Here is a 25,717-nt window from a genome sequence, read left to right as displayed (position 1 = left end):
GACCCATGAAGCCGTATCCAGCTTTAATGTTCGCTGCGATGTCATTGTGGACATCAGGCGCTGCTGCCGCTGAGCCGAGTGCGCAGCAACTGCAACAGCAACTACTGCAGTTTCTTGATGGCGCCAGCCGTAATGATCCGGTACAACATGGACGGTTCTGGGCTGACGAACTGGTATACACCAGTTCCCGGGGGACGCGTTTCGATAAAGGGACATTGATGGACGGCGTCAATGAGGCGCCAACATTGGCCCCGTCGGCGGTAACCACCTGGTACGGCGCTGAGGAGATTAACATCCGCGTGCATAACGACAGTTACGCCACACTGACGTTTACCCTGACCGCGGACGATGTCGCCACGCCGGGGATTGAACACTATTACCTCAACAGTGGCACTTTTGTCTGGCGAGATCAGCGTTGGCAAGCCATTGTCTGGCATGCCACGGTGAAAGCGCCGTCACAGCAGACGCCCTAGTTACTTGTCCTGCAAATAATATTTGTCGTAAAACGTGTAGACCCAGGTGGGTTTGTAGATGATCAGAAGGGTCATCGTCATCCCGTTCAGCATGCCTTCCGGGAACAGCATCAGGGGAATGAGTTGCAGGTAGTTATCAACGATTACCTGCCAGCGATAAGCGCCATCGACAAAGTAGTACCCGCCCAACGCGAACATCTTTAGTGCCATCATCAACGCACCGGGCAAAAAGGCACACACAAACACATACACCATCAGGTGGCGCGGCAACTTGTGAAATGACAGCGAGTACACAAAGTAGCTGCACAGAATGGGTAAGGCGACACCGAGCAGGCTGTTGATGCCGAACATTGCCCACGATTCTTTTCCGATCAGGGTAACGCCAAACAGCGCAATCAAGGCACTGAGTAAGGCAAATCGTAGCCCCAGGATCAATGTCAACGCCGTCAGCCATAAAAAGTGCACGTCCAAGCCGGGATGAATGCCGGCCCGGAACAACCACAACACGAACACTGATGCGGCGGTGCCGAACACCAGATGCTGGACCTTTTTATCTTCCCGCAACCGGGCCATCGGCAAGTGTCGCCACAGCGTAATGCACATCAGCCCGAAACCAAGCCAGCCGAGGATTTGAATCACTGAGAGGGCGGTTTCAGTGTGTGCCATCATGCGTCCTTATAGGTGGCCCAGATTGGTGCGTGATCAGATGGCTTTTCAAGCCCCCGCAATTCGTAGTCGATGCCTGCTTCGGTTAACTGCTTTTGCAATGATGGCGTTGCCAGGATCAAGTCGATGCGTAAGCCACGGTTATCGTCAAAGCCACGGGAACGGTAGTCAAACCAACTGTAGCGATCGGTCGTGTCGGGATACAGTTGTCGAAAACTGTCATCAAAGCCCCAATCCATGAGTCGATTCAGCCAGTCCCGTTCTTCTGGCAGGAAGCTGCATTTTCCGGTCTGCAGCCAACGTTTGCGATTCGGCTCACCAATACCGATGTCCAGGTCCGTATGACTGATGTTCATGTCACCCATGACGACAATGGCATCGTCCGGTGTATGAAATTCCTGCAAATAGGTCATTAAGTCCTGGTAGAACTTGCGCTTGGCAGGATATTTGATTTCGTGGGCTTGGTTTTCACCCTGTGGGAAGTAGCCATTAAGAATACGTACAGGCCGGTTGTGCTCATCACGCACCGTGACCATGATCATCCGTCGTTGCGCATCCTCGTCGTCGGTGGGGAAGCCGTATTGTACCGCTTCAGCTTCCTGCTTACACAGCATGGCAACCCCGTAGTGGCCTTTTTGGCCATGATAGTAAACGTGATATCCCATGGCCTGCACAGCCTCAAGTGGAAATTGGGGATTATCAACTTTGATTTCCTGGAGGCCGATCACATCGGGAGAATGTTTATCGATGAGGGCCTGTAACTGGTGTAATCGCGCACGAATGCCGTTGATATTAAAGGATACAATCTTCATGAAAATGGCAACATCCTGGATGGTTTTACTGCGAAAGTCAGTATGGTAACAAAGCCATCCCGGTGGCTAAACGTTTTTTGTCGGCGATGAGGGGTGGGGCAGATTAGCCTGATGGTTCGGATAACTTAGCAATATGTTGTGCTACCTTGGCGTTCAGTTCATCCTGCCAGGCATCGGGAGTGGAGGCCTGCACATTGGCAATCCAGTCTGGTTTTTCGATGTCCGACGGTACCCGTTGCTGCCACGCGTTCGACCAGACGTACGCTTTGGCTAACCATTGGGATGCCTGTTCGACGGGCGTGTCGGGCTTAATTTTCTGTAAATAGCGAGCGGCGGTTTCCAGGTACGCGGGCAAAAAGCCGAGACTGGCAGCGTGTTCCAGCCAGTACAATGCTTGTTCCGGTGACGGCGGATCTGACTGGGCCAACGTCATGCCGTACTGATAGGCTTCAGGGCCGTTTTTCTGTGCTGCGACTGACAGCCAGTAAAGGGCTTGTTGGGCGGTGTCCTTGGAGGCGGCAAACAACGCGATCAATTGTCGCTGAGCATAAATGGCGCCCTGACTGGCAACCGCCTCGCAGTGAGCCATCGCGTCTGTGTAGGGTTTGTTCAGGCGAGCGCTGATAGTCATTACATCACAAAAAGCTGCCGGTAGACCGTTTTGACCAGCATTGGTATACACCAGCAGGGCAGTTTCAAGGGGGGCATCATCGGGCAGAATACGATCCCGATAGCAATGTCCGGTTTCCTGCATGGCAACGGGAATATGCTGTGTACTGGCTTTCTCAAACCACTGACAAGCCTGTCGGCGCAATGGCGGGCGTTCATCTTCAGCTGCCTGTTCGGCATTCAGTTTAAGTTGCCAGCCGAGGGCAAATTCCGCCAACGGATTGCCTTGCTCAGCATGTTCCTGATAGGCGGCCATGGCCTGGTCAACGTTGCCTGCGGCCATCAACTGATGCGCGTCGCTAAGCGCAGCCTGCCAATCCTGCGCGGAACAAAGCACAGGACTGACAGTCAGCAACAGTATGGGGATCAGCTTCTTGATGGGTAGGCTCCTACGGTTGCAATGACCCAGTTAACACCCAGGTAAGGGGAGCGATTCTCGTGGGACAGGTTGCCGCCGTTAATACCAACCGTGGTCGACCCATTGGCACTTGGCGTAACGGACCCTGTGTCCGGTAACGACAACTGAACACTGTCAGCTTGCATATTAACCGTGGGCAATGTCGCAGAGTAACTGCGGTAAAAGGTATTGCTGCCCGGTGCCATCGCCAGATAATTACCGCTCGGACTGCTTTGATTCGCCGTGCCGGAATTGGCGTTGATCTGTGCGTCGACGTTGATGGTGGTATCAATTGATACAGTGGTGGTTGCCACGTGATTGTGGGACGGCATCTGGGCCACGTTCAATGTGACCACCTGAGCACCGCCTGTTGCGCCCAAACGGTAGTTGCTGAGTCCCGGTCCCTGGCCTGCACCGATAACCGTTCGTCCCCGGGCATCCGGTAAACCAAAGGTGGTTCGACCGTCACCGCCGTAATTTGTCCCGAGCAGGGAAAACAGCGCCTGATTGGTATTGATGGCCAGTAACTGTCCTTCAAGGGATGCCCATCCGCGCGGCGCGAAATTGAATGCCACAGGACAGACTTCTGCCAGGAAAGGCTCAGCGTCGCAGGCCTGGGCTGGTACTGAGGTTCCCATCAGTAATGCCAGCGGCAAAACAGACCGTAGTTTAAGTGTCATGATAATGCTCCTTTGCTAGCTGCGTGAGGGATAGAGGCCCTGTAAGGCAATGATCCAATTAACCGTCAGATACGGCATGCGGTTTTCATGAGACTGACCGCTCCCTGACAATCCAATGTTGGTGGTTGCCGAAGCACTCATGGAGGCACTGGCGGTCGCTTCGATGGCATCTGCAGCGAGGGCGATGTTGGGGGCCTGGCTGCTGTACACCGATGATGCGTTGTTTTGCGCCAGCATTGCCGATGATGGTGATGCAGTGCTACCGACGGCGTCCTGTGCGACGAGGTTTGCGGTGACAGACCAACTGTCAATCTGAACCGTTACGCTGGTTGAAGCACTGTGACCATGGCTGGGCATCTGGGTAATGTTTAAGGTGACAAATTCCGCGCCACCCCGTTGTCCCATTCTCACGTTGTATAGGCCCGGTCCAGTGCCCTGACCAACGGCACTGCGGCCGCGCAGGTCTGGCAACTGAAAGGTGGTCCTGCCATCGCCACCATAGGTGGTTCCGATCAATGAAAACAGTGCGGTGTGTTGGTTGATGGGCAGCAGTTGCCCTTGTGCCATGGCCCAGTCTCGGGGCGCAAAATTACCACCAAATGCGCACATGCCGCCAATAAACGGCGTGGCAGGACAGGCTGAGGCCAGCGGTGATGCCAATAGGCCAGCGCTTAAACCCAGACCGAGCAGGCTTGTACGCAGTGGGTGTTTGATTAACGATGTCATCATGATCTCCTAGCTGCGTGAAGGAAAGATGCCGACAAGAGCAACTGTCCAGTTGAGTGCGGTGTAGGGCATGCGGTTTTCATGGCTAAGATTAGCGCCATTGGGATTCACCGTTGTGGTAGCGGACGCAGAGCTAGTGGCGCTGACATCCACGTTGACCGCTTGCGCGGCCAGGGTGACATCCGGTGCGGTTGTACTGTAATAGCCGGCCCGGCGTTGGTTAATGATCGCCAGGGATGCATTTTGCGCGGACGTCGTGTCTCCCGTAGAGGCTATGCCATGCAGACTGATTTGCAAGCCGTTGTTCAGCTGTGTGGGGTCTATACCGGCGTCTACGGTTGTGATAGCCGTGTGGCCATGAGTCGGTAATTGGGCGACGCTCAATGTTACTGCCTCCTGGCCCCCTTTCTGGCCAAGGTTATATGGCTGCAATCCAGGTCCCTGGCCCCATCCAATGGCGGTCCGACCGCGTAAATCTGGCAGGCCAAAGGTGGTTCTGCCGTCACCGCCGTAGGTGGTACCAAAGATTGAAAACAATGCCGGGTATTGGTTGATAGGCATTAGCTGACCGTGGGCAAATGCATAGCCACGGGGAGCAAAATTACCGGCAAAGGTACAAATACCGCCGAGCATAGGGTTGAAGCCGCATGCAAAAGCGGCGGGTGCTGTGCCGACTAGCATTACGCTGCCGAGTACAACACCGATAAGACGGGTTTTCATGAGATTCCCCTCGTTGGGTTGGGTTCCCTACCACACACTACCGGGAAATATCAGGTTCAGGCTTTACGTCGATAAAGGGCGATACCGAGTAAACCACAGCCAATCAGTAAGATGGTTAATGGTTCCGGGGTCTGTACCGGCGGCGTAAGATTTTCAACACTGCGCAGTCTCAGGTTAAAATCGCCTAACGCCGCAAAGTCTCCAACGGTCGTGTACGTACCGCCGCGAAGACCAAACAAGCCATTCAGATCGGCGGATGCGCCGGCAGTGAGGTCAAACACAAAGATGGTGGCCCCGAAATCGGTGATATTGGCGCCCAGTGTACCCAGATCGTTTTGATTTTTGGCATCGCCGAAGACAGTATCAGAGATGACATTACTGGCGATTAAGGTGCTCAGCCCATCATCAAAAGACATGCTTGCTTCTGCGAAGGCATCATCACCATCCGCATCAACCGACATTCCCCAGCTCAGTGACCAGGTAAGGCGCAAGGTGTCAGCGGTGTTGTTGGTCATCGCAATGGCAACGTCGATCAGGAAATCATTGCCAAATATGCCATATGCAATGCCGTCCCCGCCGTTTCCAGTCGCGGTTGCGCCCATGTCAAATCCATCATCGGTCGCGGTGAAGGTGCCATTAACACTGCCAAGTCCGCTGATATCAATCGGACCGGTAGTTGCTCCGCCTTCGTGGACGTTTCCATCCGCCAGCAAGGTGGCAAAGGGATCGACTTGGGTGGTTTCCATGGTGCCCGTGATATCCAGCCCGACAGGGATGGGAGCGGCGAAAGACGTCTGGTTGGTCAACAGCAAACAGAAAGCCAGCGTCACGGTGACAAACTTACGGGTAATACGCATCGTGTTGTTCCTTGACGTTATTGTGCAAAAATTAGTCATGCAACTCTATGGCCACAAATAAAATAGTGATTAAATTCATAGTGTTGCAAAAAATCATCGATAAAGGATTTGTTTGAGTGTAAAAAAGGCTGACGAAAAAGCCCTATTTTTCAACGCTCTAATAGCGTTTGGGTACATGATTCTGGTGGTGCATTGGCGGCCGTTCATAGCCTTCGCGCTGAATCGGCCACAGGGATTCTTTGGGGTAGGGGTGTGGCTCAATGGGCATACTGTCGAGCAAGTGAGCAATACAGTTGAGGCGGGCTCGACGTTTATCATCGGCATCCACCACCCACCAGGGACTGCTGGCCACGTCAGTATGAGCAAACATCGCATCTTTGGCCTGTGAATAAGCAACCCAGCGGCGTCTGGACTCGTTATCCATGTTTGAAAACTTCCAACGTTTCAGTGGGTTATCGATGCGGGCCTGAAAGCGACGTTGTTGTTCTTCATCAGATACCGATAACCAGTATTTACGCAACAAAATGCCGCTGCCTTGCAGCATGTCTTCAAACATCGGGCAGGTGCGTAAAAATTCCTGATACTCTGCGTCAGTACAAAAGCCCATCACCTGTTCTACCCCCGCGCGGTTGTACCAACTGCGGTCAAACAACACGACTTCACCGGCGCTGGGCAGTTCGGCAACATAGCGCTGGAAGTACCATTGACTGCGTTGTTTATCGGATGGCTTGCCCAGCGCCGCCACTCTGACGATACGAGGGTTAAGATGGCGGCTGATGGCCCGGATCATGCTGCCTTTACCGGCGGCATCGCGTCCTTCAAACAGGATAACGACCCGCTGGCCGGTGGCCGCGACCCAGGATTGCCATTCCACCAGACGGTGGCTAAGTTGGGACAATTGCTGTTTGTAGGTAGTCTTATCCATGTCGAGCGTATTTGATAGGGATTACTCGCAGTGTAGCCAAAGGGGAGTGTGATTCACACCTTAAACAGCACGGTGCTGTACCTTATTTGTAGTAACGCGGTTTGTTTATTCACGCCGTGGAGGCGTTGCCGGACATTTTGCTTCGCTCTTTTGCATCTGCGATGAAAAAACGACGCCTTCATCCGTCACAAAAACCATGCATTTGCACTCATGCTTGGTACACTGTTGTTCTCCACGTAAAATGTGATGTTTCAGACAACGCCAACTCAGGGAGTGCTTAACCGTTGTTACACCTTGTGCAGTCCAATCGCATGGAATCATTGGCCAATCACCTGGCGGCCTGGATCGCAAATCATCCTCCCTGCAGCGATAACCCGTTTGAACCCACTACCGTTTTAGTGCAAAGCCCCGGCATGGCAACCTGGCTGCATATCGCCATCGGCGAACGATTGGGCATTGCTGCAAATATCGAATGTCCGTTGCCGTCCAGTTACATCTGGCAGCTATACAAAGAGGCCATGGCTGATCTACCTGAACAATCTGCGTTCACAAAGCCAAACATGACCTGGAAGTTGATGGCGATTCTACCAACCCTGCTGGATCAACCTGTTTTCGCGCCGGTGGCAGACTATCTGGCCGATGAGCAACCGCTCAAGCGCTACCAGTTATGCCACAAGATTGCGGATGTTTTTGACCAGTATCTGGTATATCGGCCCGATTGGATCTCGGCGTGGGAGCAACACCAGCAAGTGCCGGCGGATATCGGCCAGCATGCGTGGCAACCTGAACTATGGCGTCACCTGGTTGACTACACTGCGTCGCTGGGTGAGGCGCCCTGGCATCGGGCCAATCTTCATCAGGCCTTACTGCAGGCGTTGACAGGTACGCCTGAGCAAAACGCGCAACGGCCATTGTACGTGTTTGGCATTTCTGCCATGCCCCGGCAGCAGTTGGAGATCCTCAATGTGTTGTCTGCCCATCGCGAGGTAGTCATTTTCTGGCTCAACCCCAGTGCTGAGTATTGGGCGGATATTGTCGATCCGTCAACATTGACTGCCGCGCAGTTGGCCGAAAAAGAAGAGGCAGACTATCTGGATGTGGGTAATCCATTGTTAGCGGGTTGGGGGAAACTGGGCCGAGAATTTCTCGACATGTTACTGGACCTCGACATCCAGCAGCATGATAGCTTCGAGCCGCCAGAGGCCAATACCATGTTGGGGTGTTTACATCGCGATGTGTATCAATTGACCCATCGTGGTTCAACGTCTCCGCTGTCAGCTGAAGAGTTACTCTCCGATGGTATTGCTTACCCCAAATTTGCTGTAGCTGAAGGGGATCGCAGCATCAGTGTGCATGCCTGTCATTCAAAAGTTCGCGAGTTGGAAATACTGCACGACCACCTATTACACCTGTTCAGGGCTGATCCGACCCTCACCCCCGGCGACATTGTCGTCATGATGCCGGATATAGCCGCCTACGCGCCGTACATTGACGGTGTATTTGGCCATACTGACGCAGGGTTATACATTCCCTATGCGCTGTCAGATCGCAGGGCTACCGAAGCGTCTCCTGTTATCGCCGGTTTTTTGCAGGTACTGCAACTTCATCACCAACGATTAACACTGACCGATGTGATGGCGATGCTGGACATTGAGAGTGTTCAGCGCAAATTTGACATCGACAGTCAGGAATATGACGTGATCCGCTACTGGCTAAACGATGCGGGTGTTCGTTGGGGGTGGGATGGTGCTGACAAGGGCCGTTGGTCGGTACCTCAGGACAACACCAATAGTTGGCTGTTTGGGCTACAACGCCTGCTGGCCGGTTATGCAATGCACGGTGAGCAATTGTGGCAACACAATGACGAGGTCATTGCGCCCTATGAACACCTGGAAGGCCAACATGCCGTTGCGCTTGGAAAGTGTTGGTTGTTTCTCAGGGTGATCCGCGACGCACTGGATTTTTGTTGTCAGAGCGCAACATTGAGCGAAAAAGTGCAGGGGGCCTTGACACTGGTGGATGCCCTGTACGATGAGCAGGAAGATAACCAGCAACCGCTGCAACAGTTACGTCAGGCGATCGAGTCCTGCCAGCAACATGAGGCACAATTCCCGGGTACGGTGGATCAGGATGTGTTTGTTGCAGAGTTGTCAGCCCGTCTGGATGAAAGTGGCGTCGGTCAGCGATTCCTGGCCGGGTACGTTAATTTCTGTACGCTGATGCCGATGCGTAGCGTACCGTTTCGTCATGTGTGTATTCTCGGCCTTGATGAAGGTCAGTATCCCCGCCAGTCGGTGACTCTGGGGTTTGATTTGATGCGCCAGCATCCCCGCCAACGGGGCGACCGTTCCCGGCGTATGGATGACCGTTATCTGTTTCTGGAAGCGGTTTTGTCGGCACGAGATAGCTTGTATCTGAGCTACATCGGGATGAGCGAAAAGGATAACGCTGAGCTGGGTGCCAGTGTGCTGGTGGCGGAATTGCTCGAGTATTGTCAGCAGACCTTCAGACTCGAACACAGTACCGAGCATAGTTCCGAAGACAGTGTCAGCGCGTTAACCGACCACCTGTGTACCTCTCACGCCTTGCAGCCATTTCATCCACGCTACTTTGAGCCAGGTTCACCGTTGCAGAGTTTTCAGTCCCGATGGTTGACGGCATTGGCAACTGAACGGATTGAGGCACAACCGTTCAATGCACAGCCATTGTCCCCCCTGTACCTCGAACAGGATACCTCGGTGACGCTGGAAGAGTTGCAGCGCTTTTTCGCCAACCCCGCGCGCGGCTTTTTTCGACAGCGTTGGCACGTTAGCCTGGCAGTTGACAAGGATGCCAGTCACGATCTTGAAGCATTCACCCTGGATGGTTTGTCACGCTATCAACTGGTGGAAAGCCTCCTGCATCCGGGCATGGAAAAACAACAACAGGCTCAACGCTTGCGTCTGCAGGCCGAGGGGCGGTTGCCACTGGGCAGCATGCAAACACTGTCGTATCAACGCGTCTCTGATGTTGCGCACACATTGACACAGGCCATTGAGCCGTTTGTCGCAGGGCAGGAGCGAAGACGCCTGCGTCTCAATCTCGAATTACCGAATGGCCGTATTGACGGTGTTGTTGATGATGTTTATGGCGGTCGGTTGGTGTTACATCGTCCTGGCGCAATTCGTGGTAGGGATCGGTTTTCTTTGTACCTTGCATGGTTGTGTGTGTGCGCGACTCCCGGGCAATGGCAGGAAGCGGTGCACGTCGGACTGGACAAAGGTAAAGCGGTGACCTGCCGCCTGGGGCCAGTGTCGGCGGATGACGCTCAGGCAAGGCTGGCCTCGCTTGTTGGCTTGTGGCAGGAAGGTCTCGCCCAAGCACTAATGTTTTTCCCGGACAGCGCCTGGGTATGGGTATCCAGTGGCAACCGTGAACTGACGCTAAACAGTTTTGCCGGTTCAGCGTTTGCTCGTGGTGAAGGTCAGGATGTGCATGTGGCACGGGTTTGTCCTTCGCTGGATGAACAATGGGTGTCGTTCACTCGCCTGGCGGAACAGATAATGGGCCCTTTGAAAGCTTTGGAGGCGCGTGACCAATGAGGTTGCTCGATATCAAGACCTTTCCGTTGCAGGGCAACGCACTGATTGAAGCCAGTGCGGGTACTGGTAAAACCTACACGATTGTAAATTTGTATTTGCGCTTGTTGTTGGGTATCGGTGGCGCTCCACTGAGTGTGGAGCAGATCCTGGTGGTGACCTTTACCAATGCCGCCACGGCAGAACTGCGTGAACGGATCCGCACTAAGCTTTATCAGGCCTATCTGGATGTATATCGCGGCCACAGTGATGATGATTTTGTGCAATGGCTGATGGCGCAAACAGATGATCCTCAGCGCTTGCAGCAACGGCTATTGCTGGCCACGCGACAGATGGATAAGGCAAGCATCTACACCATTCATGGGTTCTGTCAGCGGGTGTTGACCGAGCATGCGTTTGAAAGTGGTTCAACGTATCAGCAAACCCTGGTGTTGGATGAACGGCCATGGCTGGCCGAAGCTGTTGAGGATTACTGGCGCCGTGAGATTGTGACATTGCCAACAATGGTACTGGCTCAGGTCAGCGAGCGTTGGGCTTCACCTGAGGCCCTGTTGGGCTGGTTGCAACCGCTGTTGTACCGTCAGGCCAGAACACTGCAACACGCTGATAAACAAACGGCGATTGCTGCCGCAATGGCCCTCGAACAGCGTATCGGTGCTGTCAAACAGTGGTGGATGTCGGCGGACATGGCACAACGACTTAGCCAGGTAAAGCTGGCAAAAAACCGTGCGTTGGGTAAAGACGGGGTGCTCAGTGCGCTGAGTGAATTTATGCGCAGCGAGCGCACAGAACCGCCGTTAAAAGAGGGCTGGCAAGGGTTACATTCTTCCAAGATCATGGCCAGTGTGGCAAAAGCCGATCAGTCAAAACTCGATGATGTGGATTTTTCCTTGCTGGATGCGCTGGTGGAGGAGTGGCCGGTCACCATGCAGACCCTCAGACTTGCGATTGCAGGAGACGCTCATCGACAAGTGTTGGAAGGTCTCAAAGGGCACAAAGCGAAACGCGCGGTGTTGGCACCCGACGACTTATTGAGCACATTGCAAGAAGCGATTCGGGGCCCGCAGGGAAGGGCGTTGATTGACGGTATTCTGAGTCGCTATCCGGCCGCGTTGATCGATGAATTTCAAGATACCGACCCGGTGCAATATGCGATTTTCTCAACCATTTATGACCAACAGCGCAATGCTGTGCAAAACCACAATTTGATCATGATTGGGGATCCCAAACAGGCGATCTACAGTTTTCGCGGCGCGGATATTTTTACCTACCTCAAGGCCAGGGGCGATGTTGAAGAGCAGCATCAGTTTACCCTGGGCACAAATTGGCGATCCCAGCAAGGTGTGGTAGAGGCGATTAATCAGCTCTTCCAACGGGGAGCAGATCCTTTTGCGATGCAGCAGCGGATCCCGTTTCAACCGGTCAGTGCGGCAAAACCACTGTCACCCTTACGGGTTGACGATAATGCCTTGGACAGTGTGGTGTTTGCCGCCCTCGACGTTGATGACCCGCAAACACCCATCCCCTGGGAGCAGGCGTCAGCTGTTATGGCAAGGGATTGTGCACAACGGGCAAACTGGATACTACAAAACGCGCACTATGACGATGGCCAGTCACTGACCCCAGGTGATGTATGTGTCTTGGTCAGGGATCGTAATGAAGCCGATTTGATCAAGTCGTCTCTGCAACAGCAGGGTCTGCAAAGCGTCTTTCTGGTGCGTAAGAGTGTGTTTGCCACTTCGACAGCCTACAGCGTTTACCTGTTACTGCGGGCAATGGCTGAACCGGCGGATGAGCGATTGCTTAAAGCCGCGTTGTGCAGTGATATGTTGATGAAAACCGCAGCGCAACTGGAGGCGCTGTTCAGTGATGATGGTGCATGGCAGAACCTGATGGATCTGGCGTTTGTCTGGCATGGGATATGGTTACGTCACGGTGTCATGGCAATGCTGGAAACCATCGCGCAACACTTTTCACTCGCCAGCGTGTGGATGTCGCAGGGCGACCAGGGACAACGCAGCCTGACCGATTTTCGCCACCTTTGCGAATTATTGCAGGAACAGGGGCAACGAAAACCTAATCAGCTACAACTGGTTCATTGGTTGGCTGAATGCCTGGAAGACCCCGATCACAGTGCGGAGTCGCAACAATTGCGGCTGGAAACCGATCAGCACCTGATCCAGATTGTGACCATGCACAGTGCCAAGGGACTCGAGTACCCTGTGGTGTTGCTCCCTTTTGCAGCCCGTTATCGGGATCGCAACGGCATGCTGTATCACGATGACAGCGATCGCCTGATGGTGGATTACCTCGAGGGGCCTGATGCGCGGGAGCGACACGGTAAAGAGGCGCTGGCCGAAGATGTAAGATTGCTGTATGTGGCACTCACCCGCGCCAAGTATTACTGTGAAGTAGGGATCTGGCAGCCGAAGTCGGGTAATCGCAAAGCTAGCATGCTGGCGCAAACCTCGCTGGGCCACCTGTTGCTGTCCGGCGCTGACAACGGTGAATTACAGCAACCTTTGCATGCGATTGCGCAGCTTGAACATGTTGGGGTTCGTGCAGTGGGTATTGCTGATGACACTCTGCCCAGTGATTATTCTGAACCTCTGGCACAAGGCCAGGCAGAGGTGGCGCAGTTGCCGCAGCCGGTCAGCAGAGGTTGGCAAATGACCAGCTATTCAGGCATTGCGAGGCTGGGGCAGGACCCCCTGAGTCATGTTAGACCAGGTTCGGATGAAGGTACCGAGCGTGGCACTGACAGGGTGATGGAGGACGACATCAATGCACATCGTCAGGATCTGCTGTCACCGTTTACCTTTGAGCGCGGCGCACAGGCAGGTTCCTTTTTGCACGGTGTGTTGGAGCAATGGGTATTTGATCAACCTGATGAACTTCCCGCGCTGATTGAGCAACAGCGACAGTGGTTCGGTATTGATGAAAAGTGGCAGTCCACCATTGAGCAATGGTTATTCAATGTGGTGGCGTATCCCATCCGGTTCGGTGACCGGTCCCTCCCGTTGGCATCATTGCCCCGACAGCACTACAGGGCGGAAATGGCGTTTCATTTGCCCCTCGATTCGGTAGATGGCCGAGTGTTCAATCAGCTGTTGCAACGCCATAGTGATGTGCCCTTACCTCACTACCACCTGGAGCATTTGAACGGCATGCTTAAAGGCTTTATTGATTTGACCGTGCAGGTGGACGGACAGTATTTCGTGATCGATTACAAATCCAATCATCTGGGCGACACCTCCCAGGACTATACGACGGAGCGTCTGTTTGCGGCGATGACGGATCATGATTATCACCTGCAAATCATCATTTATTGCCTGGCGCTGCATCGCTGGCTGGGGAGTTGGATGGCAGACTATGACTATGAACAACACATTGGCGGTGCACGGTATTTGTTCTTGCGGGGCATGACGGATGCCGACAATGGGGCGGGTGTGTATGCCCATCGCCCTGCCAAGTCCCTGATCCTAGCCCTTGACCGGTTGTTTAAAGGTCAGTCCGTAGGGGCTGAAACGCCACAACAGGGAGAGTTATCGTGGTAAATCCCTGGATATCACAGCACCTTGAAAATGGCGCATTGCGTGCCATTGATGCAGCGTTTGGTGAATTCATCCAGCAACGGGAGAGCCACAACCAGGTGCAAATGGGGGCCATCGCGGCGTTGCTCAGTGCCCGGTTGGGTGAACAGGACAGTTGTGTGTCGATAGAGCGCTTGTGTCACTGGCTATCCGAGCCCTCGTTATCAGAACCAACCACTGTGCGCCGCCTGCTGACAAATGCCGCCTGCGTTGCTGTGGTTGAGCCGCTATGCACATCACCTGACGATGTTGCCGCCCCGTTGGTGCTGGAGGGAGACAATCTCTACCTGCAACGCTATTGGTGGTATGAATGGCGGTTGGCGATTCAGTTGATAGATCGTGCCAGACAAACGGATCCGGTCGATGATGGCGTAGGACGTTTACTTGAGCAGGTCTTCCCAGAGCCAGTACAACAGCAGGTAGATTGGCAAAAGATGGCTGTGGCGGTTGCCGCCCGTCAGCGCCTCAGTATCATCACCGGCGGTCCGGGGACCGGTAAAACCACAACGGTCACCCGACTGTTAGCAGTATTGCAGGGCGCCGCCCGGCAACAGGGCATTGAGCGGGTGATACGTTTAGTGGCACCGACCGGAAAAGCGGCAGCTCGCCTTGGCGAGTCGGTGCGTTCTGCAATCAAGCATTTGCCGCCAACGCTACAAACGAGCATTCCGCAGCAGTGCGAGACGCTGCACCGTTTGCTCGGCACCCAGTATTTGCGCAGTGACTTTAAATATGGTCGCTTCCGGCCACTGCATCTGGACGTGCTGGTGGTTGATGAGGCATCGATGATCGATCTGCCGATGATGTGCAAGCTTTTTGAAGCGCTTCCACCTCATGCCAAAGTGATCATGTTGGGTGATCGCGAGCAACTGGCGTCGGTTGAAACCGGTAGTGTGCTATCCGATATCTGTGCCGCGGCATTGGGACAGGAACAACAGATTGGCTATAGCAAACAACAGTGTGAAGCCCTGACCAGTCTGACGGGAACCACGTTGCCAGCCCGGTCTGAACCACGGAGTCTTATTGATGACAACCTGGTCGTGCTACAGAAAAGTCATCGCTTTTCAGCAACCAGTCCCATCGGTCAGTTATCAGCAGCCTTCCGGCAAGGTGATACATCAGCCTGTCAGGCGCTGTTTGCAGCACATTCTGACGTATTGTACTGGCAGCATGCACCACAGCCGGATGAGATTGTCAGGCGCATGATGTCTCATTACCAGTCTTACCTTGGGCTCATTGCCCGTGGGGAACTCAGTCAGGCAATGCGAAGTTGGTTCAAAGCGCAGATTTTGTGTGCGCAGCGACGCGGGCCGTTGGGCGTTGATGGGATAAACCTGCGGGTTGAACAGCAACTGGTGGCCGAAGGGCTGCTAACCATCAGCGGAGAGCATTACCTGGGGCGCCCGGTGATGGTGACAGAAAACGATCCACAACTCGGTGTGTTTAACGGTGATGTGGCAATTATTGCGCCTGATCCGGCTAATCCGGCGTTGATGAAAGCCTGGTTTGCCCAGGCAGACGGCACGCTGCGGGGGCTGCTTGCCAGTCGATTGCCGGCTCACGAAACGGTGTATGCCATGACCATCCACAAGAGCCAGGGGTCTGAATTTGACGACGTTATTCTGTGTTTACCCGAGGAACGGGGTAGCACAGCAAGAGGGTTGACCCGGGAATTGTTGTACACTGGACTGACAAGGGCGAAACGCACCTTTTCACTGTTCGGTTCTGAGGCGCAACTTGCTGTCAGTCTGGAAACGCGATGTACCCGCAGTAGCGCACTGGCGACACGGCTTGCTATACCGGATACTCATTCCCGCCCCTGACCGCGCAACAAATTGGCGCTGTTGGTTACACTGGCGACGGTACCCAATACACCAGCCACCGAGGCCGCGATAATGTATATGGACTCACCGGACGTTAATGCGATCCCACCAATCACCACCAGGATCAGAATGCCCAGGGGCAGGCGATAACTTTTCCACGCGCCGGTTTCGCTTTGACGCATCAGTAAATCGAGGGTTTGCGGCGGTTCGGCGTTGAGAACAAACTGTTCAAAACTCTGATTGATCAGTACCAGATGTCCATGATGTACCCGAATCAAGCCATTCAGAGCAAGCTGTTCAATCATATTGGCATTGGCAGGGTTGAGTCGTTTACCGTTTGCCAGATTGTACAGCGCCAGTTTTTCCGCATTCGAACAGGACTCCCACTTGAAGCGATACAACGCTTCGGCGTGCATTCTGATCACATTGATGGTTTGCCAGCAACGGGTTAACTGTTCATCGCGATCTTCTTTGCCCAAGGCCTGTGGCTGATAGTTGCCGTGGGTCGTGGCAATGTTCAACAAGTAATGCAATTCAGGAATGTGCTGGATTTCACGCTGCCAGATGTGCGGATCGATGTGAGATTGCATGGCCTTTGGTACCACCACATTAAAATCCATCAGGCAATCGGCCCAGGCCAGGTATTCGCTTTGCTGCAAAGAGGGTAAGCCGGTAATGAGTGTTTCTTTTGCGTTGATGCGATGTAAGCTGTGGAAACCGGTGTACAACGTAAAGTGATGAATGCGCCCACTGAGGGTCATGGATTTCAGTTCGATGATCAGTTCGAACAGGGTACTGCGCAGGGTTTCTGACTCCAGACAGGTTTCAAGATCCCACAATTCAACGTTGAACAGGCCTTCGGGATCAGCAGTATCGACGCTGATCTTTAAGTTTGGGAACTGCATGCCATCGCCCACCGCGCGCATCAGTACCGGGATCTGTCGGGCCAACTGATCAAAGCCAGGCATCAGCTCCTTGCATTTGTCAGTTTGGCGTAGATGGAACAATAGCAAATTCAGACCAATACCATCCCGTTTGATTGTGCCGGGATCCACCACCAGACGGTCACTGCGGTGTTCATGAGTAACATGCTGTTGCGAGTTAACCAGCCCGTCAATATGGGCGATGAAACGGTCTGAACAATACAGGCGTTCCCACAGCACCCGGCGATTAAACTGTAGCCATGCCATGCACAGTAACGCTGTCACCAGCAATGTTGTGAGTGCAAAGGAAATCTGTGTACTGAAGGTCAGCGGATAGCCCTGGCGTAATGATTGGCTGTCGAGTGGTACCGTGTTTGCTGTTGTCAGCGATGAAAAGTCACCCAGCACATATTGTTGGATCCAGCGCCACGACGCCACTGTACCGATGTGGGTGGATAGCGAGGATAGATCTCGTGGACCTGCTGCCTGTGAGTAGCCCTTGCATAACGGTTCTTCGCCCAGTAACACCTCACGCCAGCCCTCCACGTGTTCAAGGGGTAATAATGTCAAGGGGTCAATCTGACTTCGGGTGATGGTGTTAGGGTATCGGCTCAGGGCAATGTTGCGTAACTCCTGACGCTCGTGATTTACTCGCTGGCAGAACTGTTGCTGGTGGTAGCCTGCCAGTTGCAAGTAGGGAAGTCTGGCCGTCAGACTGACATGGATAAGGATCACTGCAATGAAGATGCTGCTGGCCAGCAATAGTTGTCGGGCACTGCGACTGACGCCCCCAGCACCATCGCTGCAGAAGGGGCTGAAATAGCGCTTCAGTCCCCAATAGGCGATGAGTAAGGCAAATAACAGACCGACAATAGCGAACGCGGGTCCGAAATACACCGGTTGACTGTCCCAGTCACGCAAATCCAGTCGTATACCCACGTAAAAACAGGCCATTGTCCACACCAACAGGACAGTGGTGATCAATCCCCATAAGCGCCCATTGCTCTGCAATGGCATGCCCAGACGCTGTTTCAGGTGTTGGGTGTTGAACACGGCCCGGAGCAGGAAGATGATCACTACGATTAACACCAGACTTGCACTTAGCACAACGCCGATGTAACTGAATAGCTGGGTCATAAAACCATCGATGCTGTCATCGGGGTAGAAGATCACCAACGCCCATTGATCAACCGGCGTCGGACGGATCATAAATTGTCCGGGTTTACCATGATAAACGCCGTCCAGGGTGGTGGCCTTCAGATTCGACAGCCGGGCAGACGAGGTTACGTCCTGAGTCCCACGGATGGCGTGAGTGATGGCACTGACATCATGACTACTGAAGTACAGGTTCTCTACCAGCGAGCGACGCATATCACTGTGAAACAGCACATCACCGGTGTGTCGGTTAACCACCATGTGTAGCATGTCCAATGGCGCTGGCGGCGCCAATGTCATGGACGGCAGGATCACATCTGCGCCAAGCACGTAGCCCCGTTCAGGGTCAATCTGAGATGCTGAGCCGGGGCCATACATGGGCATCGAGACGGTGGTGCCGCGAGTGCCGTTGTTGATGTTTAACAAGCGCTGAATGTACAGGTTGTGGTTGGCGGTGTCGGGCAGAAGGTCGTTTTCCATACGCAGTTGCCAGCCCCGTTGATCCCTGACCTGTTTGTAGTAGTCCCGGTGGGCAAGACTGAAGGTTGAGGGGACAGCGTTGCTCTCCTGCATGTATACCGAAGGTAACACGGAATTACCGTCGGTATTCAATGCGAACACCGTTAACAAAGGGAAAGACGGGACATCGGCAGAGCAATCGCTGGGTTCGTTTGAGGGTGTAATAGCTTGTTGTTGTGGCGTGACAAATGTCTGTACCGAACCGTCCTGTTCAAAGCTGAAGCGGTAGTTACCGGCGTAAAAATCCATGATTGCCAGGTTGGACTGGTTTTTCGCAAATGCAGTCATCAATGTGGCTTCTTCATGGCGTTTAAAATCAAAGCTTAAGCTGGGTGAATGATGGGTGCTGTTGACCACACTGAGTTCGGTCAGGCGTCCGGGAATCGCACTCAGAACAGGTCTGGGCACCCGTGGGACACACAGGTTATGCTGGTTATCTGTAGTCATGTCGACGATCCCACGGCGAATCACGTCATTGAAGCGTTGGCTCGCATCGTGGGAAAGGTAGGCTTCACGGGCTCGGGTCAGGCTTTCTGCATTGGGATCTGGCGGATGTCTGGGGTCGGTGTTGAGCCAATCGATCAGGGGATGATAGAAGTGCCGGTAAAGGGTCAGGTTATTAAACACGGCGGCCAGATCCGTTTTCAGCCTTTGTTGCAGTTGACTGGCGTATTCGGCGGCGCGTACTTTTTTATGATGTTTCTGTTGCCAGGATTGACTGTAGGCAATAAACAGGGCCAGCACGGTGACAAAAAACACGCTGCTGGCTAACACTGTGAACACCCGATACAGCGGTGTGATTGATTGCTGCGGGGGCAGCATAAACAAGCGCAGAATCGTCCAGATAAAAACCAGACTGATCAAGGTGACCGCAAACACTGACACATTCCAGTACCCCTGACCCCGTTGATACAGTTTCTCAATCGGTAGCAGACCGACGAGATATAGGGTTTCCAGCGGCGCATCGTCCTGATAGGTCAACGGCGTGGTAAGGGGAAACGGAAAAATGAACACGCGAAAGTCGCCGTACGACAAGGTGACATCCACATGAGTACTGTGCGGAGGCACTACAGACAGGGTTGACGGTTCGTTGGTCTGCTGATCAGGGGCACTAAAATTGAACTGGAACTGTTTGGATTGTTGTTGAATAGCAGCGGCTATGCCTTCCAGCCCAACAATCGAAATGGCGGTCTCACGTCCGGTGTTGGCCAAAACCTTGCCCTGACCGTCGGTAAATAAAAATTGGCTAAAGCCGAGTTCAGGCTGGGGCAGAATGTCTTCTATCGCCAGTGAGGCAACCGGCTCGATTGCGGAGATCCGCTTTGCCTTACCACCGGTTGCGTTGTTGGTCAGGCCGACAAGTTCACCATCAGCTTCATTCGCCTCGGGTGCTGTACCGGTGCTGTATTGCCGTTGTCGCATCACTTCCAGTGTCATGCCATTGATGCGGTACTTAAATTCGCCGGATACCGTGACACTCAGAATGTCGTCGCGGTTCACAAGTGGAGGTTCGCGCTGATAGCTGGGTAACAGCGAACGGATCGACGACTCGCTTTCACGGTAGGTATGCAGGCTACTGAGTTTGTTGAGGTTTTGATTGAACGAATTGCTGGCTTCGTACAAGACGCGGTAATAATCATGATTGATCAGTGCATCCTGGCGCTGTTGAAAAATCCAGTAACCCAATGCGGTCAGCAATGCGCTCAACACAATGATATACAGCAACCAATGTCGCTTGGAAGTGGGGGGCGCCAGTGGCGCATTTGCTACCGTGTTGCCAGTCATTATGGATTCCTTTCGTCCGGATGACTGCCACCCAGTAACAGGGTCTTTCCGGTCTAGATGCGCTGAGATAGATGCACGTCTGATCTATGCTAAGCGAACCGTGCGTGATACCTTTGCCACGCCATTACAGGAAGTATAGCGTGTTGGCAGAAATTCGAGCTGTAAACCGCCATACCTTTGCCCAAAGAGGACATCATGAGTCAATTAACCACCGAGCAATTTGATGCTCTGACCAAACTTTCGCCGGAAGCACGTTTTGATTACACCCTCGCAACACTGATCAAAGAAGGTCAGTTGTGGGGACTGTACGGCGAGAAGGGCTGGTTGTTATTGCAGGCAGAAGATGATGCTTGTTTGCCTGTCTGGCCTCATGAGGCCTGTGCCAAAGCCTGGGAGAAACACGATTTCCCTGATTGCGTGCCAACACCGATCAGTCTGACAGATTGGCAATCCCAGTGGTTACCAGGCATGCAGAAAAACGGTACGCTGGTTCTGGTGTTTCCGTTAAGTGAGGACGAAGAAGGCATTATGCTGGACGCTGACGAGGTGTCTCAGTGCCTGATCGAGGAAATGGACAATCAAGGCAGTAACTGAGCTGTCTGGACTGGGCGATCCCGCACCGTGGTGCCGGGTGTACATCAATCGCCGACCTCCGCTGGCACCGTTTGAGGACGTATCCCATGTTATGCCTCTGAGCAACGGCGACATCGACCGAATTAATGCGGCCGGGGGCAATGGATGGCGCAAAGTGTTCAACGTCTATGCCAAGCTGTTACATGGGTTGGCGATGGAGACACAACACCCACGTTGCCAGTCCATCCGTCGGTTTAGCGCCTGGCAGCAATTTCGCGATGAGTGCATGCTGCAACAGGGCAGTGGCTGTGCATTGTTGTTCAATGCGCCCCCGTTGCAGGCCGATGACGGTATCCATCTGGTGATGGGAAAACACTATGCACAGGCTTGTCATCTACCGGTGCATTGGCTGACGCCGTCATTTGCCCAACAGCCCGCCAGGCCTCTTTGGGTAACGCCTTATTTTGATTATCGCCAGTTTACCAATCAGGACATTGGGTGGATGACAAAAACACTGGTGGCGTGGCTGTCCCAACCCCGTGACCATGCTACACTCGCCAGCACATAACTAATCCCTGAAAAGCGACAGAGTCTTGTATCATGAGTGATGCTTTTCGCAGTCTTTTCCCGGCTTTTGAGGCCATTGACTGTGTCTACCTCGACAGTGCTGCCACCACACAGAAACCGCAATCTGTGCTGGATGCCATGCAATCTTACTACATCAATACCAATGCCAATGTGCACCGTGGCGCTTATCAGCGGGCACAGCAGGCGACCGAGCAATTTGAGCAGGCCCGGGAGACAGTGGCTGGATTTATCCATGCGCCGTCAGCGTCCAATATTGTGTGGTGCAAAGGTACAACCGACGGGATTAATCTGATCGCCAATGGTCTGACCGATGCGAGTTGGGTGACTGGATCGCGGATCCTGGTCAGCGGCAGTGAACATCATGCCAATTTGATCCCATGGCAACAGCTGGCGAAGCGACGCGGCTGGCAACTGGACATATTACCGGTTGATCACAATGGGATATGGCAGCTTGAGGCGCTGGATACCTTGTTGAGCGCGGACACCGCCGTGGTTGCGATTGGCCATGTGTCCAATGCCTTAGGCGTCATCAATCCGCTGGGTGAGGTTTTGCAACGGGCCAGGCTCGTCAACGCGTTGACGGTGGTGGACGGTGCCCAGGCTGTCGGACACCTGGATGTCGATGTACAGGCATTGGACTGTGACTTCTACGTGTTCAGTGCGCACAAAATGTATGGTCCGACCGGCATTGGTGCCGTATACGGTAAAACGGCGTGCCTCGATGCGCTTCAGCCGACCCAGTTTGGTGGCGAAATGGTCGTGGAAGTGACCTATCAGAATGCAACGTTTCAGCCGGCGCCATTAAAGTTTGAAGCCGGTACGCCAGCAATCGCTGAAGTGATTGGTTTTGCCGCGGCGGTGGGATTTATGCAGCAGTATCGTGCTCAATTGCAGACCCATGAACGCTTGCTTTTGGAGGCGCTCAGCGAGGCGTTCCATGGCATTGATGGTGTTTCTATGTTGGCAGCTGATGGGCCAAGGATCCCGCTTGTGTCACTGGTGTTTGAACAGCTCGATTGCCAGGATGTGGCCATTTTGCTCGACCGGCAGGGTATTGCTGTGCGCACCGGACACCACTGTGCGATGCCGTTAATTGCTGCGTTGGGCCACACGGCAACGCTGCGGGTCTCTCTGGGGTGCTACAACACCCTTGAGGACATACAGCGATTTGCCCTGGCGTTGCGCAGTGCCGTGCAGCAGTTACGCAATGACACACTGTTCCCTCCACCTGGGCCAATGCCGACCAGCAACGCCGAGGAGACGTTGGCACCATTGGCCAGCGCGGTGAAAGCCGCCAAAGGGTGGGATAATGTCTATCGCCAGGTGATGTTGGCAGGAAAGTCCTTGCCACGTTTGTCGCCCCAGCAATGCACCGAGGACAATGGAGTAAAAGGCTGTGAAAGTGCAGTGTGGATCTGTGTTGATCGTCAGGATCCTCAACACGTGCAACTGGCAGCAGAATCGCCGAGTAAAATCGTGCGTGGGCTGCTGGCATTGATCATTGAGGCCCTGCAGGGACAATCGGTTAGCTATATCCGTCAATTTAATGTGCAGGATTACCTAGACGATATGGGCCTTCAACACCACCTCAGCGAATCGCGCGGTAATGGCCTGCGAGCGGTAATGGCCCGGATCATAGAACGGCTAGACGTATCCGTTTAATTGTTCGTGTCGGATGCGTTGTGACGCTGTTTTGCCTCAATCCATTGCCCCATGTACTGAGTGCTTTTGAGGCTATGGTGTTGCAGCATCTGACCTAACACACAGCGACGGCGATGGGCGGCAAGTTCGGCCTTAGTTGCAGTCAGTCGGTGGATCAGACCGTCGATGACCGGTTGAGGCGCAAACCGTCCTGCCAACAGTGGTTCACAGCGCTCACTGGCCTGCTGCCACTGTTGGGGTATTTCGTGTAGGGCGATGGCAGCATCGATGATTTCATCGTCGGTGTGACCGACTGCACCTGGCCAGTGGGCGGCGTCGCCGAGCCCTTCCAATCCGATAGGTGTGGTTACACTGGGTGTTTTTGTCAACATGGCATCAACCAGTTTGCCTTTCAGTCCGGCACCAAAACGCAGTGGGGCGAGCAGCACACGATGCTGTGCAATGGTCTGGTACGCATCGTCCACCCAGCCTTCTACCAAAAAACCGTCTTTGGGTGCGTGCAACTGTGTCGCTTTAGGCGGTGGATAAGCCCCACAGACATGCAGTGTCGCGCCAGGTAACTGACGACGGATTGCCGGCCAGATCTGTTGCTTCAACCACAATACCGCGTCCCAGTTGGGGGCGTGACGAAAATTGCCGATGGACACAAACCCCTTTCGCTGGTCATAGCCCGGCGCAGGGTAGTGGCGTTGGCGATCGAGGATAAACGGGCAATGGTGTAGCTGGTGGGCAGGTACACCAAGACGTTCCAGCAGTGCTACTTCATGGGCTGAAATGATCAACGACAGATCGGCACGCAAAATGGCAGCCAGCTCCCGGTACAGTTTATCCCCCATGAGATCATCATCCGTCATGGCTCTGTCCTGTTTGTGGGCGCTGTGGCGGGCGTCGCGCAGACTGTGCAGATCCTCGGTGTCGATGACCTGTAATGCATCAGGGCATTGCTGGCGTACGCGCCAGCCGAATTGTTCTTCAAGCATGAAGCGGTCAAACAACACCATGTCCGGGGACAACTGAGCCACAAAACGATCAAAACTGCTGCAATTGAGGGCAACCGCGTGTTGTTCAATCCCCAGCTCACCAAGATCGATTTGGTGTTCGCTGCGCTGTGCGGCACTGGCAAACACAACCTCCCAACCCTGCGCGCGGAAACTTTTCAGCAACGACACCATGTGCCGTCCGGCGGCCGAAGAGTCCGGTTCAGGCCAGACGTAGCCGAGTACCAGCACGCGCTGGATAGTCTTGCTCATTGTTGCGCAGCCTTAACGCAATTGCGACCGGCTTTCTTGGCCTGATACAGCGCCTGATCCGCAACTTTCAGGATGTCCATGAAATCCCGCACTTCAGACGTTCGTTGAGCAACCCCAAAACTGCAGGTCACGGACACTGTTTTGGTGCCAGCGCTTTTTTTATTGTGGCCTTTCTTCGGCGGTTTAGTGGGGCGATCTTTGCTGCGAATGACCAGCGGGTACTGTTCGATGGTCTGACGTAGCAGATCCACATGAGGAAGCACATCATGCAGGTCTTTACGGGGAAAAATCAGGGTAAATTCCTCGCCGCCGTAGCGAAACGCGCGACCACCGCCACTGACCTGATTAAATTTGCTGGCCACCAGACGCAACACCTGATCGCCAACGTCATGGCCGTAGGTATCGTTAAATTTCTTGAAATGGTCGATATCGCACATCACCACAATGTAACGTCGGCCGAGGGTTTGAACGTATTGCATCAATGCACGGCGAGAAGGGATCCCGGTTAACTCGTCGCGAAAGGCCATGTTGAAACTGTCAACCAGGGTTGAAATCACAAACGCCAATGCCAGCCAGGTAATGATGACGGCACTGACCAGCGGTGTGGCAATGGCATTTGCCACCATCAGTCCGATTACGGTGAACCACAACGCGATCTGACTGTTACTGGGAACAAGGATGACCCGTACCAGGCCGATCACAAACACCGCGATGTAAACCAACCATTGGGTGGGCGATAACATTGCCGCCAGCGTTGGATTCAATTGATAAAGCGGAGCATACAGGGTAGTGAGAACCGGTGCCATGCTCTCGCCAAGCTGTGGCAACAATACGACGCACAATCCCCCCACCAGTACCAGCTCAATGACAGTGATCACGACATTGAACGGATGCACACCTTTGTCCGGGCGCCAGGCTAACCAGGCCAGCAGTAAGATCAATGCATCAGCATAGATATCGAGGTTGCTGTTGCCAAGGGGCGATAGATGAAAGCGGGCGTAGTAATACGCCCCCAACAACAGGGCAGTAAATACCAGTCGGGTACGGCCAAACTGCAACGAAATCAGCCCGCTTGCCACCAAACTGGCCAGCGGAACCCAGGCATAACTGGATAGCCACTGCTGTAACAGCGTAGAAAAATGAAAACTTGCAGTCAGGGTCAACACAAAGGCCAGCGATGGCACCAACGTGCGCGTTGCTATGGGACGTAATGCTTGCAATGACGCAACCTCGCTAAATACGGATTAGCGCCATTGTAGGGGAATTGTTTGCAACATATAACCCAAACCCGCATGGGGCAGTGTCGGTCGATGAAATATTCGGCGGATAATCCTTCATGGCCC

18 protein-coding genes are annotated in these 25,717 nt (G+C 53.8%); 7 read left to right on the top strand and 11 right to left on the bottom strand.

From position 1 onward, the window contains the following. Window positions 1–5 precede the first annotated feature (5 nt). Window positions 6–473, top strand: a complete 468-nt coding sequence (locus tag LJ739_RS06420) for a nuclear transport factor 2 family protein (RefSeq protein ID WP_229158219.1) — start codon at window positions 6–8, stop codon at window positions 471–473. On the opposite strand, the gene LJ739_RS06415 is transcribed toward LJ739_RS06420, so the two are convergent. The 8 genes from LJ739_RS06415 to ppk2 form a co-directional block, all read right to left on the bottom strand. Next, a complete protein-coding gene (locus LJ739_RS06415) occupies window positions 474–1,139 on the bottom strand; it encodes an energy-coupling factor ABC transporter permease (protein WP_229158217.1) in 666 nt (221 codons plus the stop codon). Beyond that, window positions 1,139–1,951 carry an exodeoxyribonuclease III gene (xthA, locus tag LJ739_RS06410; RefSeq protein WP_229158216.1) on the bottom strand — a complete coding sequence of 271 codons (813 nt, stop codon included), beginning with the start codon at window positions 1,949–1,951 and terminating at the stop codon, window positions 1,139–1,141. Before xthA ends, LJ739_RS06415 begins: the two co-directional genes overlap by 1 nt. Before the next feature lie 103 nt (window positions 1,952–2,054). Next, complete coding sequence (locus tag LJ739_RS06405; protein ID WP_229158214.1) at window positions 2,055–2,957, bottom strand: SEL1-like repeat protein; 903 nt, start codon at window positions 2,955–2,957, stop codon at window positions 2,055–2,057. 29 nt (window positions 2,958–2,986) lie between these two features. After that, window positions 2,987–3,697: a phage tail protein gene (locus LJ739_RS06400; RefSeq protein ID WP_229158212.1), complete on the bottom strand. Its 711-nt coding sequence runs from the start codon at window positions 3,695–3,697 to the stop codon at window positions 2,987–2,989. A gap of 15 nt (window positions 3,698–3,712) precedes the next feature. Next, window positions 3,713–4,423: a phage tail protein gene (locus LJ739_RS06395; RefSeq protein WP_229158210.1), complete on the bottom strand. Its 711-nt coding sequence runs from the start codon at window positions 4,421–4,423 to the stop codon at window positions 3,713–3,715. Between the two features lie 9 nt (window positions 4,424–4,432). Continuing rightward, window positions 4,433–5,143 (bottom strand): phage tail protein, encoded by a 711-nt coding sequence (locus tag LJ739_RS06390; RefSeq protein WP_229158208.1) that lies wholly within the window; start codon window positions 5,141–5,143, stop codon window positions 4,433–4,435. Between the two features lie 56 nt (window positions 5,144–5,199). Then, window positions 5,200–6,000 carry a PEP-CTERM sorting domain-containing protein gene (locus LJ739_RS06385; protein WP_229158206.1) on the bottom strand — a complete coding sequence of 267 codons (801 nt, stop codon included), beginning with the start codon at window positions 5,998–6,000 and terminating at the stop codon, window positions 5,200–5,202. A gap of 157 nt (window positions 6,001–6,157) precedes the next feature. After that, window positions 6,158–6,925 carry a polyphosphate kinase 2 gene (ppk2, locus tag LJ739_RS06380; RefSeq protein ID WP_229158204.1) on the bottom strand — a complete coding sequence of 256 codons (768 nt, stop codon included), beginning with the start codon at window positions 6,923–6,925 and terminating at the stop codon, window positions 6,158–6,160. Between the two features lie 284 nt (window positions 6,926–7,209). On the opposite strand from ppk2, the gene recC reads away from it, so the two are divergent. The 3 genes from recC to recD are packed head-to-tail and all read left to right on the top strand — an operon-like array spanning window position 7,210 to window position 15,919. Further along, the gene (gene recC / locus LJ739_RS06375; protein WP_229158202.1) at window positions 7,210–10,506 is read left to right on the top strand and encodes an exodeoxyribonuclease V subunit gamma; all 3,297 of its coding nucleotides are present in this window, start codon (window positions 7,210–7,212) and stop codon (window positions 10,504–10,506) included. Then, complete coding sequence (gene recB / locus LJ739_RS06370) at window positions 10,503–14,060, top strand: exodeoxyribonuclease V subunit beta (RefSeq protein ID WP_229158200.1); 3,558 nt, start codon at window positions 10,503–10,505, stop codon at window positions 14,058–14,060. The genes recC and recB overlap by 4 nt, the downstream gene beginning before the upstream one ends. After that, a complete protein-coding gene (gene recD / locus LJ739_RS06365; RefSeq protein ID WP_229158197.1) occupies window positions 14,054–15,919 on the top strand; it encodes an exodeoxyribonuclease V subunit alpha in 1,866 nt (621 codons plus the stop codon). Before recB ends, recD begins: the two co-directional genes overlap by 7 nt. On the opposite strand, the gene LJ739_RS06360 is transcribed toward recD, so the two are convergent. Next, complete coding sequence (locus tag LJ739_RS06360; RefSeq protein WP_229158194.1) at window positions 15,904–20,301, bottom strand: hypothetical protein; 4,398 nt, start codon at window positions 20,299–20,301, stop codon at window positions 15,904–15,906. The genes recD and LJ739_RS06360 overlap by 16 nt on opposite strands. Window positions 20,302–20,496: 195 nt before the next feature. On the opposite strand from LJ739_RS06360, the gene LJ739_RS06355 reads away from it, so the two are divergent. From LJ739_RS06355 to LJ739_RS06345, 3 genes are read left to right on the top strand one after another with little or no spacing between them, the layout of a single operon-like run. Beyond that, the gene (locus LJ739_RS06355) at window positions 20,497–20,895 is read left to right on the top strand and encodes a DUF2750 domain-containing protein (RefSeq protein ID WP_229158192.1); all 399 of its coding nucleotides are present in this window, start codon (window positions 20,497–20,499) and stop codon (window positions 20,893–20,895) included. Further along, window positions 20,879–21,442: a DUF6942 family protein gene (locus tag LJ739_RS06350; protein WP_407646763.1), complete on the top strand. Its 564-nt coding sequence runs from the start codon at window positions 20,879–20,881 to the stop codon at window positions 21,440–21,442. The genes LJ739_RS06355 and LJ739_RS06350 overlap by 17 nt, the downstream gene beginning before the upstream one ends. 32 nt (window positions 21,443–21,474) lie before the next feature. Beyond that, window positions 21,475–23,124 (top strand): aminotransferase class V-fold PLP-dependent enzyme, encoded by a 1,650-nt coding sequence (locus LJ739_RS06345; RefSeq protein ID WP_229158188.1) that lies wholly within the window; start codon window positions 21,475–21,477, stop codon window positions 23,122–23,124. Here the strand turns inward: LJ739_RS06345 and LJ739_RS06340 are convergent. Then, on the bottom strand, window positions 23,121–24,374 hold the full coding sequence (locus LJ739_RS06340) for a glycosyltransferase (protein ID WP_229158185.1): 1,254 nt from the start codon (window positions 24,372–24,374) through the stop codon (window positions 23,121–23,123). The genes LJ739_RS06345 and LJ739_RS06340 overlap by 4 nt on opposite strands. After that, complete coding sequence (locus LJ739_RS06335) at window positions 24,371–25,594, bottom strand: GGDEF domain-containing protein (protein ID WP_229158176.1); 1,224 nt, start codon at window positions 25,592–25,594, stop codon at window positions 24,371–24,373. Before LJ739_RS06335 ends, LJ739_RS06340 begins: the two co-directional genes overlap by 4 nt. Window positions 25,595–25,717 lie beyond the last annotated feature (123 nt).

It is taken from the genome of Fluctibacter halophilus (assembly GCF_020687825.1).
Taxonomy (GTDB): Bacteria; Pseudomonadota; Gammaproteobacteria; order Enterobacterales; family Alteromonadaceae; genus Fluctibacter; species Fluctibacter halophilus.
Note: the sequence above shows the minus strand (reverse complement) of the source record. Positions and strands in the feature narration are given on the sequence as shown.

Coding starts and splice junctions, on each gene's coding strand:
- LJ739_RS06420 (WP_229158219.1), top strand. CDS start 6: ATGAAGCCGTATCCAGCTTTAATGTTCGCTGCGATGTCATTGTGGACA.
- LJ739_RS06415 (WP_229158217.1), bottom strand. CDS start 1,139: ATGGCACACACTGAAACCGCCCTCTCAGTGATTCAAATCCTCGGCTGG.
- xthA (WP_229158216.1), bottom strand. CDS start 1,951: ATGAAGATTGTATCCTTTAATATCAACGGCATTCGTGCGCGATTACAC.
- LJ739_RS06400 (WP_229158212.1), bottom strand. CDS start 3,697: ATGACACTTAAACTACGGTCTGTTTTGCCGCTGGCATTACTGATGGGA.
- LJ739_RS06395 (WP_229158210.1), bottom strand. CDS start 4,423: ATGACATCGTTAATCAAACACCCACTGCGTACAAGCCTGCTCGGTCTG.
- LJ739_RS06390 (WP_229158208.1), bottom strand. CDS start 5,143: ATGAAAACCCGTCTTATCGGTGTTGTACTCGGCAGCGTAATGCTAGTC.
- LJ739_RS06385 (WP_229158206.1), bottom strand. CDS start 6,000: ATGCGTATTACCCGTAAGTTTGTCACCGTGACGCTGGCTTTCTGTTTG.
- ppk2 (WP_229158204.1), bottom strand. CDS start 6,925: ATGGATAAGACTACCTACAAACAGCAATTGTCCCAACTTAGCCACCGT.
- recB (WP_229158200.1), top strand. CDS start 10,503: ATGAGGTTGCTCGATATCAAGACCTTTCCGTTGCAGGGCAACGCACTG.
- LJ739_RS06360 (WP_229158194.1), bottom strand. CDS start 20,301: ATGACTGGCAACACGGTAGCAAATGCGCCACTGGCGCCCCCCACTTCC.
- LJ739_RS06355 (WP_229158192.1), top strand. CDS start 20,497: ATGAGTCAATTAACCACCGAGCAATTTGATGCTCTGACCAAACTTTCG.
- LJ739_RS06345 (WP_229158188.1), top strand. CDS start 21,475: ATGAGTGATGCTTTTCGCAGTCTTTTCCCGGCTTTTGAGGCCATTGAC.
- LJ739_RS06340 (WP_229158185.1), bottom strand. CDS start 24,374: ATGAGCAAGACTATCCAGCGCGTGCTGGTACTCGGCTACGTCTGGCCT.